The following is a 14781-nucleotide window of genomic DNA, read 5'->3' as shown; positions in this document are numbered from 1 at the left end:
TCCATCGTATCCGTCTCCTTTTATATTCCTTACTTCTATTATACAATAAAAATAAAAGGTTGTGTTATTTTGCGTAGTATACAAACATCAGCAGATGCAGCGGTTTCAGTTGAAAATAGCTTGCTTTTTGCTAGTGCATTGAGCCGTAATAAAGTTCCTTTCGATCTGCATGTCTTCGAATCAGGAAAACATGGCATCGGAATCGCAGCAGATCATCCAGAGGCTTATGTCTGGCCTGAAGTTTGCGCAAATTGGTTGAAAAAGCAAGATTTTGCATGACCAAATTAGTCTACGAATGCCATCCGCTTGGAGACTCGGCGATCGTGATTCGACTTGGATCGGACATTTCGTTAGCGACACTGCAACTGGTTAGGCAGGTAGCACATTATTTGGAAAATAATTGGCAGAAGGGCTTCTTAGAACTAGTCCCTGCCTATACAACCATTACAATCTTTTATGATGCTTTCCGCATTTATAACTATACTTCCGAAGCTGTGTTAAAAAGTGGACAATCCCAATGGGCTGCGGCTTGGCACCCGTATGATTATGTCTTGCAACACATTGTTCAGTTGCTAGAAAACTATAAAGAAGGTACAGCAAGACAATTAGGTGCTATTACTGATATTCCTGTGTGCTATGAGGCGGCCTATGGGCCTGATCTCGAGGAAGTAGCTAATTATCATAAGGTGAGTACAGCAGACATCGTAACTTGGCATACATCTCGTGTGTATCCGGTGTACATGATAGGCTTCGCACCTGGGTTTCCCTATTTAGGGGGGATGGATGGAAGGCTTACGACACCTCGTAAATCCGTGCCGCGCACAAGAATTCCAGCCGGCTCTGTAGGCATTGGCGGGGCCCAAACAGGCATCTACCCTTTTGAAACGCCAGGCGGCTGGCAACTTATTGGTCGAACACCACTACGTTTGTTTCGTCCAGACACAGATCCACCTTCTCTGCTCAAGGTTGGTGATCATGTGAAATTTGTGGCGATCTCATCAGGGGAGTTTCAAGCGCTAGAAGAAGGGATTGCAAGCGATGGGCTTTGAGGTCATAAAACCGGGTCTATTATCCACCTTACAAGATGAGGGACGCTACGGTTATCGAAAATATGGTGTCATTGTGGCGGGACCGATGGATCGGTTTGCTCACCGAACTGCCAACTTATTAGTGGGCAATGGTTATGAAGCAGTGGCATTGGAAATGACACTCAGCGGTCCCACGTTAGTTGCTCAGAGTGATCGGTTAGTTGCCATTTGCGGTGCAGATATGGAAGCGAAGGTGGATGGAAGCTTAGCGCCTTTGTGGCAGCCTTTCGTTCTTCGCACTGGAAGTGAACTTCAATTCCAATACGCTGTAGAGGGTTGTAGAGCCTATTTGGCTGTGCATGGCGGATTTATGGCTGCGGAAGCACTGGGAAGTCACAGTACGTATCTGAGAGCAGGTATGGGTGGATATGAGGGACGAACTCTCCGGGTTGGGGATGTCTTAAAAATGGAGAAAGATGAATCGCCTATTCAGCTCATTAACGCTGTTGACCTTCGAGCTAGGTCTGTGAGTCCACGAATTCGTCCAGACTATCGCGATAATCTAGTCGTAAGGATCGTTAAAGGTAAGGAAGCATCCTACTTTACGCCAGAGAGCTGGTCGCAATTGCTGTCTCAAAGCTTTCAGGTTACCTCGCAATCAGATCGAATGGGGTATCGATTGTCGAGTGAGCGTAAGCTTGCGCTTACCGAGGGTATATCGTATGAGATGATTTCGGAAGCAGTGGCTTGCGGCACAATCCAGGTTCCTTCGAGTGGACAACCAATTGTATTGCTTGCTGATTGTCAAACAACAGGGGGATATCCTCACATCGGTCATGTGATCTCCGCAGACCTTCCGCTTGTCGCGCAAATAAAGCCAGGCGGGATGCTGCAGTTCCAAGAGGTTACACATCGCGAAGCGCAGGAGCAGTTACTGCTCCAAGCCATGGATCTGAAGCTGTTGGAGATAGGCATGCAGACTTGGTTCCGAGGCCTGAAAAAATAGGGAGAGTGAGCGCGATGTTGCGCATTGACTTGAATTGTGACATGGGCGAAGGCTTTGGGGCTTATCGCCTCGGCCGTGATGCGGAGCTGCTCGACTACGTCAGCTCGGCCAACATCGCCTGCGGTTTCCACGCAGGCGACCCCGCAACCATGCGCAGCACAGTACAGCTGTGCTTGCGCAAGGGCGTGGCGATCGGGGCCCATCCGGGCCTGCCCGATCTGCAAGGCTTCGGCCGGCGCGAGATCGCGATCACGCCGGCAGAGGCATACGAGCTGACGTTGTATCAGCTCGGAGCGCTGCAGGCGTTCGTCCATGCCGAAGGCGGACGCCTGCAGCATGTCAAGCCGCATGGCGCGCTCTACCACATGGCTGCGAAGCGCCATGAGTTAGCCGCCGCGATTGCGGCTGCAACGGCTAGCGTCAGCGCGGAGCTGACGCTGTATGGCCCGCCCGGCAGCGAGCTGCTGCGGGCGGGCGCCGCCGCGGGGCTGCGTACCGCGAGCGAGGCTTTCGCGGACCGCAGCTACCAGCGGGACGGCTCTTTGACGCCCCGCGACCAGCCGGGGGCGCTGCTTGAGAGCGCCGCCGAGGCTGCGGCGCAGGCGGAGAGGCTTGTCCGCGAAGGCAAGGTCCTCTCCCGTGAGGGAGAGGATCTGAGCATGCGCGCGGACACGATCTGCATCCACGGCGACGGTGTGCACGCCGTGGAATTCGCGCGCGATATCCGCGCGCTGCTGGAACGAGGCGGCATCGCGGTGCTGCCGCTAGGGGGCTAAAGAAGTTGCTGCACGCAGTCCCCAACTGTGAACCCGCATCCTTTCTAGAACAGGCATATGCCGAAGGATGCTACTATTGAGTTACAAAAAACAACTGACAATATTTGAATTTTGTCACTGAGTTATATTCCTGAAAGGTATAGAGTCAGTCACAGCCAGTCAATCAGTCAGTCAGTTCAGAAGGTTTCTGTACCCCGAATAAGGAAAGAATCCCTATAACCATTCTTTCACTTGAGAGCGGCCCCACAATATGAGTTAATAGATATGTAGCCGGCCGGCTTCCATGCCTTAAGAAAGGAGTGATCAAGGTGATTACAACGCAAACAGAGGTGATCTCTGCGTAAGCAGAGGTCACTGTTCCAAGCGGGGGCCACTAGGCCCTCGCATAACTTTTACGAACGAGTAGACAGCGAGAAGCTTTTTACATATAATGAAAATTGTGAACACGAAGTGAACACAACAATAAACTACGGTGAAGGGAGTGCTTTTTAATGTACACAATGACAATGACAGTAGCGATGAATGTTGCGGCCGCCGCAGAGGTACTCGTCTCCTAACTGAATATCATTCGTGGAATAACCGTTCACCTGAATTGTATAATTGCATATACAACCGACAGGCACGATTATGATCGTGTTTTTTTTATTCCATTTTTGAGAATGGTAGGAGGTTAAGGGGCGATGAAGATACTCTCTGCAAATCAGTCAAAGTTAAGCTTTGCACAATTTGAGGAGGTTTTCATCCATGAGTTATAAGAACGGGAAAGATGTTCTTCCCCCTAACCTATTAAAACAATTACAAGAATATATCCAAGGCGAAATCGTGTATATCCCTAAGAAAGAGCAGAAACGTGCAGGTTGGGGAGAAAATAACGGCACTCGCATCATTATTGAGCGGAGAAATCGTGAGATTTTCCGTCTGTACCAAACAGGTTCGACGGTTTTAGAGCTGATCAAGGTGTTTCATTTGTCCGAAGACAGTATCCGCAAAATTATTGTTAAAACAAGAGAATTAACAGCCAATCAGGCATAGAAGCAGCATCCATTGTGATGCTGCTTTTTTCCTTTTTATCGTTAGCTGTAGGAATCCATGGTTTTGGCGCCGAAAACATGTAGATAGAGCATGTAGAGAATTAGGAGGAGTATAGATGATAGCTGTATTCGTGTATGGAACGTTACTTGTAGGAGAAAGTAATCATTTCGTTGTTTCACCGTATTTACAGGCAGTGCAACCTGGGGCGATTAACGGTCGTTTGTATGATGTTGGACCCTATCCAGCGTTAGTTCGGACAGGTGATGATGATCATGTGGTTATAGGGGAATGGATTGAAGTTACAGAAGAAGGACTAGCCGCCATGGACATTTTGGAAACGTACTACAGTCCAGGGCATCCGGATAATGAATACGAGCGAACTTGGGTACAGGATATTAACGGAGAACGGGAAGGCTGGGTGTATGGCTACACAAGTCCGCGCGGACTTCCAGCCATATCTGGATCTTCGTGGAAAGAGCATTTGCACCAAAAAAACATGTAATTTCTTTCGCGGTTTTCCGACATTTTCCTATCTTGCCCTCTGATATGATGCTATAATTAGTACTAATTTAGATGGACTTGAGGAGAGAGAACATGTCATCTTACAGAATTTTGCTAGCTGACGATGAACTGGCGCTTCGCTTTCTGCTGACGGAAACGTTATCTGATGAGGGATACGTCATCACGGAGGTTGAGGATGGCCAACAAGCAATCGAGCAGCTCGGCAAGGAAGCTTACGACTTAATCATTCTGGATTATATGATGCCGGAACGCACGGGTGTAGAGGTATGCTCCTGGTTGAGACAAAGTGATAATGTGAACAAGGACTTGCCGGTTATTCTTTTGACAGCCAAGGCCTTGGAGAAAGATAAAGAGAAAGCGAAGGCAGCCGGTGTCACGACGTACATTGTAAAACCCTTCAGTCCACTTCAATTATTAGACACGATAGGGCAGCTGTTGCAACGATAGGTTAGACAAGCAGTCGCTGGAATCCGATTAATTAAGCTTAAAAAGGGTGATTGTCTGTTATGAGCCATAGAAACCTAGAGAGATCCAAAGATTCAGGTTCAGAGTCGGATCGCGAAGCAAGAATCCTCAAGCAGGGTAGAAAGATTTTTATTCGTGAATACGACAAGCAGCTTCAGCAGTTGCAGTCCTTGCTGACTGCCGTTCAGACGGAGCCAATCCTAGAGGATCTGCAGCATTGCTATCGGATTGCACACACACTCAAAGGCAGTGCGCCCGTATTTGGTTATGTGAGAATTGGTAAATTGGCCGAGGATTTGGTGAGGAATTGGGAGTGGACATTAGCCAATGAGAAGCAGGACGATGAGTTGCTTCAATCAACAAGCCCTATATCTGAAAGCATAGAACGAACGGCTGGCCTATTGCTGCAATTGAAAATGGAACTGGACATTGGCTTAACAGAAATTCAGATGGATGAGGAGCAGGACCCTATTGCAGGTTCTATGCTTCGAACGCTCAAAAGTCGTATTTTATTAGTCGATGATGACGATGTACTTCGTTCTTATTTGACCAGACGGTTGCAACTCGATGACTCTGTTGTTGATGAGGCAGCGGACGTAGAATCGGCTAAAAAGTTGCTTCGAGAACATACGTATGACCTCGTTACGTTAGATCTGATGATGCATCCGCAGTCGGGCTATGAGCTATTTGAGTTTTTGAAGGAAGATCCTACACTTAAGTGGCTGCCGCTGATTGTTTTATCAGGACGAGACGATGTCAGCGATAAAGTTCGTTGTTTCCATTTGGGAGCAGATGATTATGTGACCAAGCCATTCCAATATGAGGAATTGGCGGCACGCATTTACGGTCTCCTCAAACGGACGCGGAATTTTGAGCAATTAGCTTTCCGTGACCCGCTGACAGGTGTGTTTAATCGGCGATATTTTGATCTGCAAATTGGGTTGGAGCTGCAGCGTATTGAACGCTATCCAGCGCCAATATCGCTTGTCTTCATTGATATCGACAATTTCAAAAGTGTTAACGATACGTACGGTCATCACGTAGGTGATTTGGTTCTTCAAGGTTTGGCACATTTAATGCAGGTGAATTTGCGGTCGACGGATTTATTGGCCCGTTTTGGCGGAGAAGAATTTGTGATCGCACTACCGAATACGACTGTAGATCAGGCCCGAGCGATCATGCAAGATATTTTGGATAAAGTCCGTGTGAAAGCGGTAGCTAAAAATGAAGGCCAATCGTTCTCGATCACATTTTCAGCTGGTGTAGCCGAATGGCAAGTAGGTATGTTGATTGCAGAGTGGGTTGCCAAGGCAGACGACGCGATGTATCAAGCGAAGCAACAGGGCAAGAATCGTATCGTACTGGCTGACTTAGAGGATGAGGGCGCACAATTTACGAAGCTCGTCGCACATGCACATGCTCAGCTGCAGAAGAAGAAGCTCTTAATTGTTGATGATGATCCCATTCTAAGAGCGATCTTGACTTCCCAATTGGAGCACTTGCCGATCGTCATTACGCAGGTATCAGATGGCGAGCAAGCGTGGCAACTACTGGCTAATCAAGCCTTCGATGCGTGCATCTTGGATGGCATCCTGCCAAAACTTGATGGATTTACATTATTGGAGAAAATCAAGAGGGAAGCTAGTGAGCTTTCCAAGGATATGAAGGTGCTTATGCTCTCGGGCAAAAAGAAAGCAGCGGATGTAGCGAAGGGACTCCAAATGGGTGCAGATGATTATATGACGAAGCCATTCTCACTCGTAGAACTGGAAAACCGCGTCAAACAACTCATGAAATTAGACTAAGTAGGAGGGGCAATGGCCTCTCTTTTTTGCTATTTGTCTAGCTTATGTTGCGTGCAGGTGAATCTTCGGTGTCGGAGGTTTGCGACTTCCGCACTTTCTGATACAGTAAGATGATACACAAAGCTATTGATGAAGGAGCAAGAAGAATGTCAGAGAAAGACAATCTGGTACGTTTTGGAATTTCAATGCCACATTCACTCATTGAGCAATTCGATCGGTTAATTGCCTTACAGGGGTATGATAATCGTTCAGAGGCGATCCGAGATCTCGCGCGCAAGGCGCTTTTAACGTCAAGCAGTATGCAGCCAGAGGAAATGGTTGCCGGAACAATTGTCATGGTGTATGACCATGAGATTAGAGATCTGCCCATTACATTAATGGAGCTTCAGCATGATTATCATCACGCTATTATCTCAACGATGCATATCCATTTAAACCATCAGCAATGCTTGGAAATACTCGTCGTTCGAGGTGAGGTGCAGAAACTTAGAGAGCTGCAGCAACGAATCCAAGTGTTAAAAGGGGTTGGCTACGCGGAGCTGTCTGTTACACATGTAGACGAGCAAGGCCACAGTCATGGACATCATCATCACGTTCACGATAAGCCTCATTCACATGATTAGAATTCGTAGTTCTTTCGTTTTTTTGCTAAAATAAGGACATGGAGGTGCGTTATGTCTGAGAAGAAATGGTTCTCTTTGGAAGAGGCCAATGGTTTACTGCCTTTTGTTAATCAGGAACTGAAGAAAATGCAAGCCTTGAAGAGCGAGTTTGAGGATAAATATATGGAACTACGCCATAAGAAGAATGAGTACGCAGAGAAGCCGAGCGGGGAAAAGGATCCCTTTTTTGTCATGGAAGCGGCACTGGAATTTTTGCAAATTGAAGCGCGTGGGCTTATCCAAAGCTTTCAAAAGACGGGCATTGAGCTGAAGGATATCGATTCAGGACTTGTGGATTTTCCAGCTGTAATGAATGGACAAGAAGTATTGCTGTGTTGGAAGCAAGGAGAGGATCAGATTCGTTATTATCACGGTGAGCAAGATGGTTTTGCTGGACGTAGACCAATAGCGGATTAGAGGGATAGGGATAATGGGATTATTTAAACAACGAACCAAGTGGATCTTGCGACTGCCTGCCGTCATGCTTGCTGTACTGGCGATTATGTTGCTGAGCACGGCCATAGCGCCTCGAACCGTTTCTGCGCATGCCTCATTAGTCGAAGCAACGCCGGAAGCGGGTGCGAAGCTCGAAACCTCACCACAGCAAATTTCCGTTACGTTCAATGAACAATTAGATAGCGGACTCTTTTATATCAAAGTTTATGATCATGATGGAACAGAGACGACCAATCGCAAAGCAATCATGAATAAGGATCAGATGGGCATTAAACTGGATTTGCCGAGGCTGGCAGAAGGCGTGTATTTAATTAGCTATCACGTTATCTCAGCTGACGGTCATCCGGTAGGTGGGAGCTATCCGATTACAGTCGGTAATCCACCACAAGAAGATGTTCTCGATGTGCCTTCGGCCCATACGGGGCACGATCATAGCTCGGGACCTCTAACGACAAAAGGATTGCTGCAATACGCCTCTCGCGGCTTGTGGTTCTTGATGTTGTTAGCCTTGACGGGATGGGCTTTCTGGTTACGATTGATGAGACCGCAAGGCGAGGAAACACAAAAGTTCGTTTCTTCGTGGACGCTCAATCTTCAACGCGCGCACATTGTTGCCCTATTATTGCTGATTTTCACGCATATCGAGGATCTGCTAGGTGGCGGTGGTGTCGAAGAAATATGGCAGCTGCTTAGTGCGACGAATATCGGAATTTCTTGGGTGCTGCTACTTGTATTATCCTTTCTAGGCTTTGTGTTGCTGGGGAGGTTAGCTTGGATTGATGTGGGTTGGTCAATTGCTCTATTGGCTGTCAAAAGCTTTAGCGGCCACGCAGCCTCCTTCTCTCCACTATTGGCGACGATTGGGCTCGACTTTATCCATCTCGTCGCTGCCGCTTGTTGGGTAGGTGGATTGATTCTGTTGTATGCCAAATGGCGTCATAACAAGATGGACCTCGGCAGCTACATGCAGAAATTTTCAAAATTCGCACTGATTTCGATTATTGTTTTAACCGTTTCAGGGATTCTATCTGTTCTGCTATTTTTACCGAGTTTGGAATACTTGACGTACACAACGTGGGGAATTCTCTTACTTGTGAAAGTAGGCGTGGTAGTACTTGTTGCCCTAATTGGATTCGTAATTCGCCTCTTCCTTCGCAGGAAACAAGTGAATCAATCCATCGTGTGGGTTAAGCTAGATCTCTCGCTTATGGTCATCATTGTTGTTTTAGTAGGGCTGCTTACGTATATGGCGCCGATCCCAGCAAATGAGCCATTGCAATGGCATCAAATGGGGGAGAAGGTCCATGTTTCAGTCGATATTACACCGAAGGTCCCTGGAAACAATGCTTTCGTAGCCAAAGTGTGGCTGCCTGAGAAATCAGGTCAACCGAAGCAAGTGCTCTTAGTTTTGCATAACAAGGATGACAATGAGATCGCGCCGATTTCTATTCCGTTAACGATCTATAAAGATACGAAGGAAGAGGAGTCGTACGGATTTGCCAAGTTTAGCTACAAATCGGAAGGGCCGTATTTGCCCTTTAGAGGGAATTGGGAGCTAGAAATGCGTGTCATGGATACAGATGATAATGAGACTGTTTATACCAAAGATTTTATCGTATATTAAGGATAAATAAAGCAGATTCACTCGACGAGGAGGATTACCTATGGCTTGGGTTCTCATGTTAGACAAGGACAATCTGTCAGTCAAGTTAGATGACAAGGATGATTCGGCGCTCATTGAGATTAACGACGGTGGCATTTCACCCAACTATGTGACGATTCGGCTGAGTGAACATGAAGTGGATGAGTTGATTGAAGCGCTCCAACGGGTCAAACAATCGATGCAATAAAAGTACGGTGTGAATGGAAAGAACCTTCCCCTTGAACGACGGAAACGTGGTCAAGGGGAAGGTTCTTTTTTGTTTGCGAGCTTTTTTAGAATAAGCTCCAGTCGAATTCCTGCGAGAGCATGCCGAGAAGATGAACACCAGCTGTGCTGTTTCCCTTGCGATTGAGGGCTGGTCCGACGACCCCAATGCCATATTGTCCCGGCACCATCGTCAGGATACTGCCGGACACACCGCTCTTCGCAGGCAGCCCGACATTCATCGCGAATTCGCCAGAGGCATTGTACATGCCGCAGGTAAACATGAAGGTCTTGGTGATTTGCACGAAGCGCCGCGGGATGAGACGCTGTTTGCGGATCGGATCCACGCCGTTATGCGCGAGAACAAGGGCCATTCTGGCCAGATCTGTGCAATTCACTTCAACGGAGCAGTGACTGAAGTAAACACGCAGCACTTCGTCAACTTCTTTATCCAAAACGCCATTATCCTTCAGGAAGTAAGCTAAGGAACGATTCCGATGAGCTGTATCGGATTCCGATTTGAACACATTTTGATTGATATCAAGTGCAGGATTATCAGCAATATCCCTGAAGAAATGAAGGATACGATCGATCTGTTCATCTGGCGTATTCCCTCCGATCAAAGAAGAGATAGCAATCGCCCCCGCATTGATTAAAGGGTTGAAAGGAATGCCTGGCTCAATGAGTTCGAGCTTCAACATGGAGTTGAAGTCATCACCCGTCGGTTCCATGCCTACCTTGGAGAAGACAACCTCTTCACCGTTATCCATGAGAGCTAAAATCAGTGAGAAAACTTTCGAAATACTTTGCAGGGTGAAACGAAACTCAGAATCACCTGATGTGATGGTTTGCCCTGCATGATCCATGATGCAAAAACCGAGAATATTCCCAGAAGCGTTCGCTAATTCAGGAATATAGGAAGCGACATGACCTTCCTTGGTATGTGTTTTGCTGCCAGCCACCCACTCGTCGATATGGGTATGCAACTTCTTCCAAGTTTCATCGTGCTGTAAGTGAGGCATGGCGAAGTCCGTCCTTCCTCTTCCTTAGGCTTTCCAAGCTTGCGGATGATTGTCACTGATAAGCTCAGTTGCCGCTGCATTCGCAATCACTTGCTCAGGGTTCTTACAGCCTGGAATAACGGAAGTGACGGCATCATGCTTCAAGCACCAAGCAAGTGCCCATTTCGCCATATCCATTCCTTCGGGTACCTCATTTTGCTGTATGCGCTGAACTTCTTCCAGCTTCTGTTTGACGCTTTCCGCATCGTGACGGTGACGAACGTCCGTGTTACTGAATACGGCACCTGGCTTATATTTCCCGCTTAAATAACCACTTGCTAGCGGAACACGTGCGAGTACGCCAAGATCTTGATCGATACAGGACTGGAAGACGGACTCTTCAGGAGCACGATCCAAACGATTGTAGACAACTTGAATCGCTTTGGAGTTCACTTTTGTAGAAGCGGAAGTCTGATGAATATTGGCATTGCTGCCGATCGAAGTACCTAGGTGACGTATTTTGCCCGCTTGGACTTGTTTATCAAGGGTGGTCCATAGATCATCATTATCGAATAATGCGTCAGGTCCGGAATGGAACTGGTATAAGTCAATATAATCCGTATGTAAAGCCTGTAAGGAAGCATCCAGCTGCTTGACAACGGATTCAGCACTGAATTCATCAGTCCGGGTAAATAAATCATGGAAATGATGGCCGAATTTCGTTGCCACAACCCACTTATCGCGATCGCGGCGGGATAAATAACTACCAATAAAGGATTCAGATAGATGATCCCCATAGCACTCTGCCGTATCGATCAAGTTGATTCCAAGCTCAGCGGCTTGATCTAGAATCGCATCTGCTTCTGCTTGCGTATAGGTTAATCCCCACTCACCGCCAAATTGCCAGGTGCCAACACCAACGATGGAAACTTTCAGGTCTGTTTTGCCAAGTCTACGATATTTCATGTTGTGCACTCTCCTCAATAGGTATCCAAATTCATTATACAACTAGCTGTTATTTTACCACATTTAGCAAGTTAAAGTTTTCGGTTCCTGTAAACATCTTACTAGAGGCATTATTAACAAAGTTTATCTCATCTTAATGTAAGCTTTCCATAAATGGGTTATGGTGTAAGGAGGGGATGAATTTTTACGAGAGGATGTTGGTATTTTGGTCAAAAAGTATGTGCTTAGCCTATTGAAAGAATGGGTACCTACGATCGCATTCGCAATCATTATCGCGCTTGTCGTCAATACGTATGTTGCGCAAGCGATGACAGTTCCAACAGGCTCTATGCTGCCAACCATACAATTGCAAGACGAGCTTATTGTGGAGAAAATGAAGCCGTTAACCAACTTTGAATTCGGTGATATCGTTGTGTTTTGGCCGCCAATTGAAGGAAATGAAGACCGCTATGTGAAGCGTCTGATTGGTCTGCCTGGCGATACGATTGAGATCAAAGAGGGTGCCTTATATCGGAATGGAGTCAAAGTAGACGAGCCCTATATCCAAGCGCCTATGACGTATACTTTCCATCAGGTTACTGTACCCGAAGGGAAGTATTTTTTCCTAGGGGATAATCGCAACGACAGTTATGATTCCCATTTGTGGCCATCGACACCATTTGTAGCGGAGAAAGATATTATTGGCAAAGCTGTATTTCGGATATTTCCGCTTAGCCAAATAGGAACGATTGATTAAAAAGCATATATAAAAAAGAAGCTCCCAACCTCATTACAAGGAAGGGAGCTTTTTCATTATTTAAGCGAGATGAGGGGAAACTTGTTTCTCTTCGTCACCGTCGTCTTCGTTTTTCTTTTTACGATCGGAAAGCTTAATATTACCAACGAAGAGCGTAAGAATTGCACCTAGAAGTACAAACACTAAGCCATATGTGAACACGGAATGAAGGGAAGTCACTAGCGCATTTTTAAGCATTGGCACCATATGCTCCACGAATTCTTTTGGCATTTTAGCTAAGGATTCTGGCACCAAAAGCGATGAATATAGGGCTTGCGGATTCGTATGAATCATATCGGTCATCGAATTAGCTAGCTCACTTGCTTCCGCGGGCAGCTGCTTCACGACTGGTTCCAAATCTCTTTCAAGCAAAACTGTTGATTTATGATTCATGATGGCACCGAGAATCGTCATCCCGAAAGTACCACCGATTTGACGGAAGAATTGGCTGGATGATGTTACAACACCTAGCTCCGATTTGGGGAAGCTTTCTTGCAGAGCAAGTGTAAGAATTGGCATAACAAGCCCCATGCCTAGACCAAGGAGAACCATGTAGCTGGACGCGATCAACTTGGTTGTTGAAATACCCATCGTGCCAAGGAACAAGAAGCCTACGGCCATCACGATCATACCAATGAGCATTTGTTTGCGAACACCGATTTTGGCAATGAATTGACCAGAAACGACGCTGGCAATAATCATCGTAATCATCAGTGGTGTCATGACCGTTCCGGATGCCGAAGCACTAATACCGACAATACCTTGCATGAATAAAGGAACGAACATAATTGCGCCGAACATACCGACAGCCATAAGGAAGCCTACACCGTTAATCGTGGAGAAGGTTCTATTTTTAAATAAACGTACGGGAAGAATCGGTTCTGCCGCTTTACTCTCAATAAAGATGAAGGCAGTTAAGGACGCTACAGCAAGTACAAAGAGACCAATGATTTGCCAAGAACCCCAAGCGTATTCACTACCGCCAAACGTAAGAGCAAGAAGTAAGCTCACAACCCCGACGATCATGGTAACAATACCCGGAATATCGAATTTAACTTTTCCTACTGATTTATGTTTCGGTAACGCAATTGCGATCAAAATAACAGCAAGGATACCAACGGGCAGGTTAATGTAGAACACCCAACGCCAGTCCCAAGCATCTACGATCCATCCGCCAACTTGCGGCCCAATAACAGAGGATAAACCGAAGATCGCTCCGAAAACCCCTTGCCATTTGGCACGTTGTTTACCTGTAAACAAATCCCCGATAATAATCATTGCCATTGGCATCATGATACCACCGCCAAGACCTTGCAAACCACGGAACAAAATAAGTTCAGTCATGTTCTGTGACATACCACAAAGCGCAGATGCAACGATAAAGATAATAAGTCCTGTAACATAAATGACGCGGCGGCCAATTAAGTCTGCCAGTTTACCCGCGATAGGCACGACGACGGTTGATGTTAACATGTAAGCTGTTGTTAACCAGGTCATCAACCCTAGTCCACCGAATTCTCCAACGATACGCGGCATTGCAGTTCCTACGATCGTACCGTCCAAGGCTCCGAAGAGCATGGCGATGATCAAACCAGTGAGCAGGAGCCCTCGGTTTTTGAGCTCAGGTGCAGCTGAATCCGAGAGCTCGTTCGGCGCTGCTTTTTGAATATTGTCCATGTGTATCACTCCTTTGATGAATAAAATGATGAATTAATAAGATGTAGTGAATTTTTCGAAAGCACTTACGAAAATGCGAAGCTCATCTGAAGGGAGCTGAGATAATCCACTAGCAATTACTTTCTTCTGGACTTCGGTAGCCTTAGCAAGAACAGCAGCTCCTTCAGCTGTGTTTTCTACCAGGACGATCCGACGATCCGTCTCATGATGTTTACGTATCACATGCCCGCTCTGAACAAGTCGATCAATCATCACCGTGATCGCACTTGGTTTAACCCCCAATTTTTCAGCAAGCTGAGATTGTTTTGGTGTTTGTTCTTTAGAGATCATCGCTAACATGAATAATTGGGGAGCCGTTAACTCTGAATTCAACTCCGCAAGGACTCTTTGTGAGATTTTGCGATGAGCTAATTCAAATGTTGTCCGAAAGCGATTGGTGAAGTCATTCAAATCATTTTCCAAGTCATAACCTCCCTTGCAAATTGTTCGAATTGTCTAATAATTAAACAATATAATAATTAAAACAAGTAATATTTAAATTGTTTAAGTAAAATATAAACCTGTCGTTGCATGAAGTCAACAGGATATTTCTGAAAACTTTCAGAAACAAAGGTTGGATGTACTTGCATATCCTCTGTATCTTGCATATAATAACTGGTACATATACGTGGAAATGCTTTGACGGAGAAGAGTACGCAGTGCTTCTTGACAGGGAGGGAAAGCCGATGATTGAGAGCTGGCCC

16 protein-coding genes and 1 pseudogene are annotated in these 14781 nt (G+C 46.3%); 13 read left to right on the top strand and 4 right to left on the bottom strand.

Annotated features, from left to right (window positions below; genetic code table 11):
• The 12 genes and pseudogenes from J2736_RS28755 to J2736_RS28700 form a co-directional block, all read left to right on the top strand.
• Positions 1–279, top strand: a pseudogene (locus J2736_RS28755) (hypothetical protein); the annotation flags it as partial.
• Entirely contained in the window at positions 276–1049 is a 774-nt protein-coding gene (pxpB, locus tag J2736_RS28750) for a 5-oxoprolinase subunit PxpB (RefSeq protein WP_310502016.1), read from the top strand. The pseudogene J2736_RS28755 and the gene pxpB, both read left to right, overlap by 4 nt.
• Complete coding sequence (locus tag J2736_RS28745) at positions 1039–2034, top strand: 5-oxoprolinase subunit C family protein (protein WP_310502015.1); 996 nt, start codon at positions 1039–1041, stop codon at positions 2032–2034. Before pxpB ends, J2736_RS28745 begins: the two co-directional genes overlap by 11 nt.
• Before the next feature lie 14 nt (positions 2035–2048).
• A complete protein-coding gene (locus J2736_RS28740; RefSeq protein WP_310502014.1) occupies positions 2049–2810 on the top strand; it encodes a LamB/YcsF family protein in 762 nt (253 codons plus the stop codon).
• A 744-nt stretch (positions 2811–3554) separates the two neighbouring features.
• Positions 3555–3842 (top strand): CD3324 family protein, encoded by a 288-nt coding sequence (locus J2736_RS28735; protein WP_028556449.1) that lies wholly within the window; start codon positions 3555–3557, stop codon positions 3840–3842.
• A 115-nt stretch (positions 3843–3957) separates the two neighbouring features.
• Complete coding sequence (locus tag J2736_RS28730; RefSeq protein ID WP_310502013.1) at positions 3958–4344, top strand: gamma-glutamylcyclotransferase family protein; 387 nt, start codon at positions 3958–3960, stop codon at positions 4342–4344.
• A 92-nt stretch (positions 4345–4436) separates the two neighbouring features.
• Positions 4437–4811 carry a response regulator gene (locus tag J2736_RS28725; protein WP_310502012.1) on the top strand — a complete coding sequence of 125 codons (375 nt, stop codon included), beginning with the start codon at positions 4437–4439 and terminating at the stop codon, positions 4809–4811.
• Positions 4812–4870: 59 nt separating this feature from the next.
• Complete coding sequence (locus J2736_RS28720; RefSeq protein WP_310502011.1) at positions 4871–6634, top strand: response regulator; 1764 nt, start codon at positions 4871–4873, stop codon at positions 6632–6634.
• A gap of 146 nt (positions 6635–6780) precedes the next feature.
• Positions 6781–7257 carry a nickel-responsive transcriptional regulator NikR gene (nikR, locus tag J2736_RS28715; protein WP_310502010.1) on the top strand — a complete coding sequence of 159 codons (477 nt, stop codon included), beginning with the start codon at positions 6781–6783 and terminating at the stop codon, positions 7255–7257.
• 51 nt (positions 7258–7308) lie between these two features.
• Positions 7309–7713 (top strand): DUF2203 domain-containing protein, encoded by a 405-nt coding sequence (locus tag J2736_RS28710; protein WP_310502009.1) that lies wholly within the window; start codon positions 7309–7311, stop codon positions 7711–7713.
• A 13-nt stretch (positions 7714–7726) separates the two neighbouring features.
• A complete protein-coding gene (locus J2736_RS28705) occupies positions 7727–9376 on the top strand; it encodes a copper resistance CopC/CopD family protein (protein WP_310502008.1) in 1650 nt (549 codons plus the stop codon).
• A gap of 40 nt (positions 9377–9416) precedes the next feature.
• Positions 9417–9602, top strand: a complete 186-nt coding sequence (locus J2736_RS28700; protein ID WP_310502007.1) for a hypothetical protein — start codon at positions 9417–9419, stop codon at positions 9600–9602.
• 85 nt (positions 9603–9687) lie between these two features.
• Here J2736_RS28700 and glsA read toward each other — a convergent pair whose 3' ends face one another.
• Positions 9688–10641 carry a glutaminase A gene (gene glsA, locus J2736_RS28695; RefSeq protein WP_310502006.1) on the bottom strand — a complete coding sequence of 318 codons (954 nt, stop codon included), beginning with the start codon at positions 10639–10641 and terminating at the stop codon, positions 9688–9690.
• 24 nt (positions 10642–10665) lie between these two features.
• Complete coding sequence (locus tag J2736_RS28690; protein ID WP_310502005.1) at positions 10666–11586, bottom strand: aldo/keto reductase; 921 nt, start codon at positions 11584–11586, stop codon at positions 10666–10668.
• 205 nt (positions 11587–11791) lie between these two features.
• Here J2736_RS28690 and lepB point away from each other — a divergent pair, with 205 nt between their 5' ends.
• On the top strand, positions 11792–12322 hold the full coding sequence (gene lepB, locus J2736_RS28685) for a signal peptidase I (protein WP_310502004.1): 531 nt from the start codon (positions 11792–11794) through the stop codon (positions 12320–12322).
• Positions 12323–12382: 60 nt separating this feature from the next.
• Here lepB and J2736_RS28680 read toward each other — a convergent pair whose 3' ends face one another.
• Entirely contained in the window at positions 12383–14038 is a 1656-nt protein-coding gene (locus J2736_RS28680; RefSeq protein WP_310502003.1) for an MDR family MFS transporter, read from the bottom strand.
• Between the two features lie 33 nt (positions 14039–14071).
• Positions 14072–14500 carry a MarR family winged helix-turn-helix transcriptional regulator gene (locus J2736_RS28675; RefSeq protein WP_310502002.1) on the bottom strand — a complete coding sequence of 143 codons (429 nt, stop codon included), beginning with the start codon at positions 14498–14500 and terminating at the stop codon, positions 14072–14074.
• Positions 14501–14781: the final 281 nt, after the last annotated feature.

It is taken from the genome of Paenibacillus qinlingensis (genome assembly GCF_031455095.1).
GTDB lineage: Bacteria > Bacillota > Bacilli > Paenibacillales > NBRC-103111 > Paenibacillus_E > Paenibacillus_E qinlingensis_A.
This window is presented reverse-complemented; position numbering and strand designations above follow the sequence as displayed.

Coding starts and splice junctions, on each gene's coding strand:
- pxpB (WP_310502016.1), top strand. CDS start 276: ATGACCAAATTAGTCTACGAATGCCATCCGCTTGGAGACTCGGCGATC.
- J2736_RS28745 (WP_310502015.1), top strand. CDS start 1,039: ATGGGCTTTGAGGTCATAAAACCGGGTCTATTATCCACCTTACAAGAT.
- J2736_RS28740 (WP_310502014.1), top strand. CDS start 2,049: ATGTTGCGCATTGACTTGAATTGTGACATGGGCGAAGGCTTTGGGGCT.
- J2736_RS28735 (WP_028556449.1), top strand. CDS start 3,555: ATGAGTTATAAGAACGGGAAAGATGTTCTTCCCCCTAACCTATTAAAA.
- J2736_RS28730 (WP_310502013.1), top strand. CDS start 3,958: ATGATAGCTGTATTCGTGTATGGAACGTTACTTGTAGGAGAAAGTAAT.
- J2736_RS28725 (WP_310502012.1), top strand. CDS start 4,437: ATGTCATCTTACAGAATTTTGCTAGCTGACGATGAACTGGCGCTTCGC.
- J2736_RS28720 (WP_310502011.1), top strand. CDS start 4,871: ATGAGCCATAGAAACCTAGAGAGATCCAAAGATTCAGGTTCAGAGTCG.
- nikR (WP_310502010.1), top strand. CDS start 6,781: ATGTCAGAGAAAGACAATCTGGTACGTTTTGGAATTTCAATGCCACAT.
- J2736_RS28710 (WP_310502009.1), top strand. CDS start 7,309: ATGTCTGAGAAGAAATGGTTCTCTTTGGAAGAGGCCAATGGTTTACTG.
- J2736_RS28705 (WP_310502008.1), top strand. CDS start 7,727: ATGGGATTATTTAAACAACGAACCAAGTGGATCTTGCGACTGCCTGCC.
- J2736_RS28700 (WP_310502007.1), top strand. CDS start 9,417: ATGGCTTGGGTTCTCATGTTAGACAAGGACAATCTGTCAGTCAAGTTA.
- glsA (WP_310502006.1), bottom strand. CDS start 10,641: ATGCCTCACTTACAGCACGATGAAACTTGGAAGAAGTTGCATACCCAT.
- J2736_RS28690 (WP_310502005.1), bottom strand. CDS start 11,586: ATGAAATATCGTAGACTTGGCAAAACAGACCTGAAAGTTTCCATCGTT.
- J2736_RS28680 (WP_310502003.1), bottom strand. CDS start 14,038: ATGGACAATATTCAAAAAGCAGCGCCGAACGAGCTCTCGGATTCAGCT.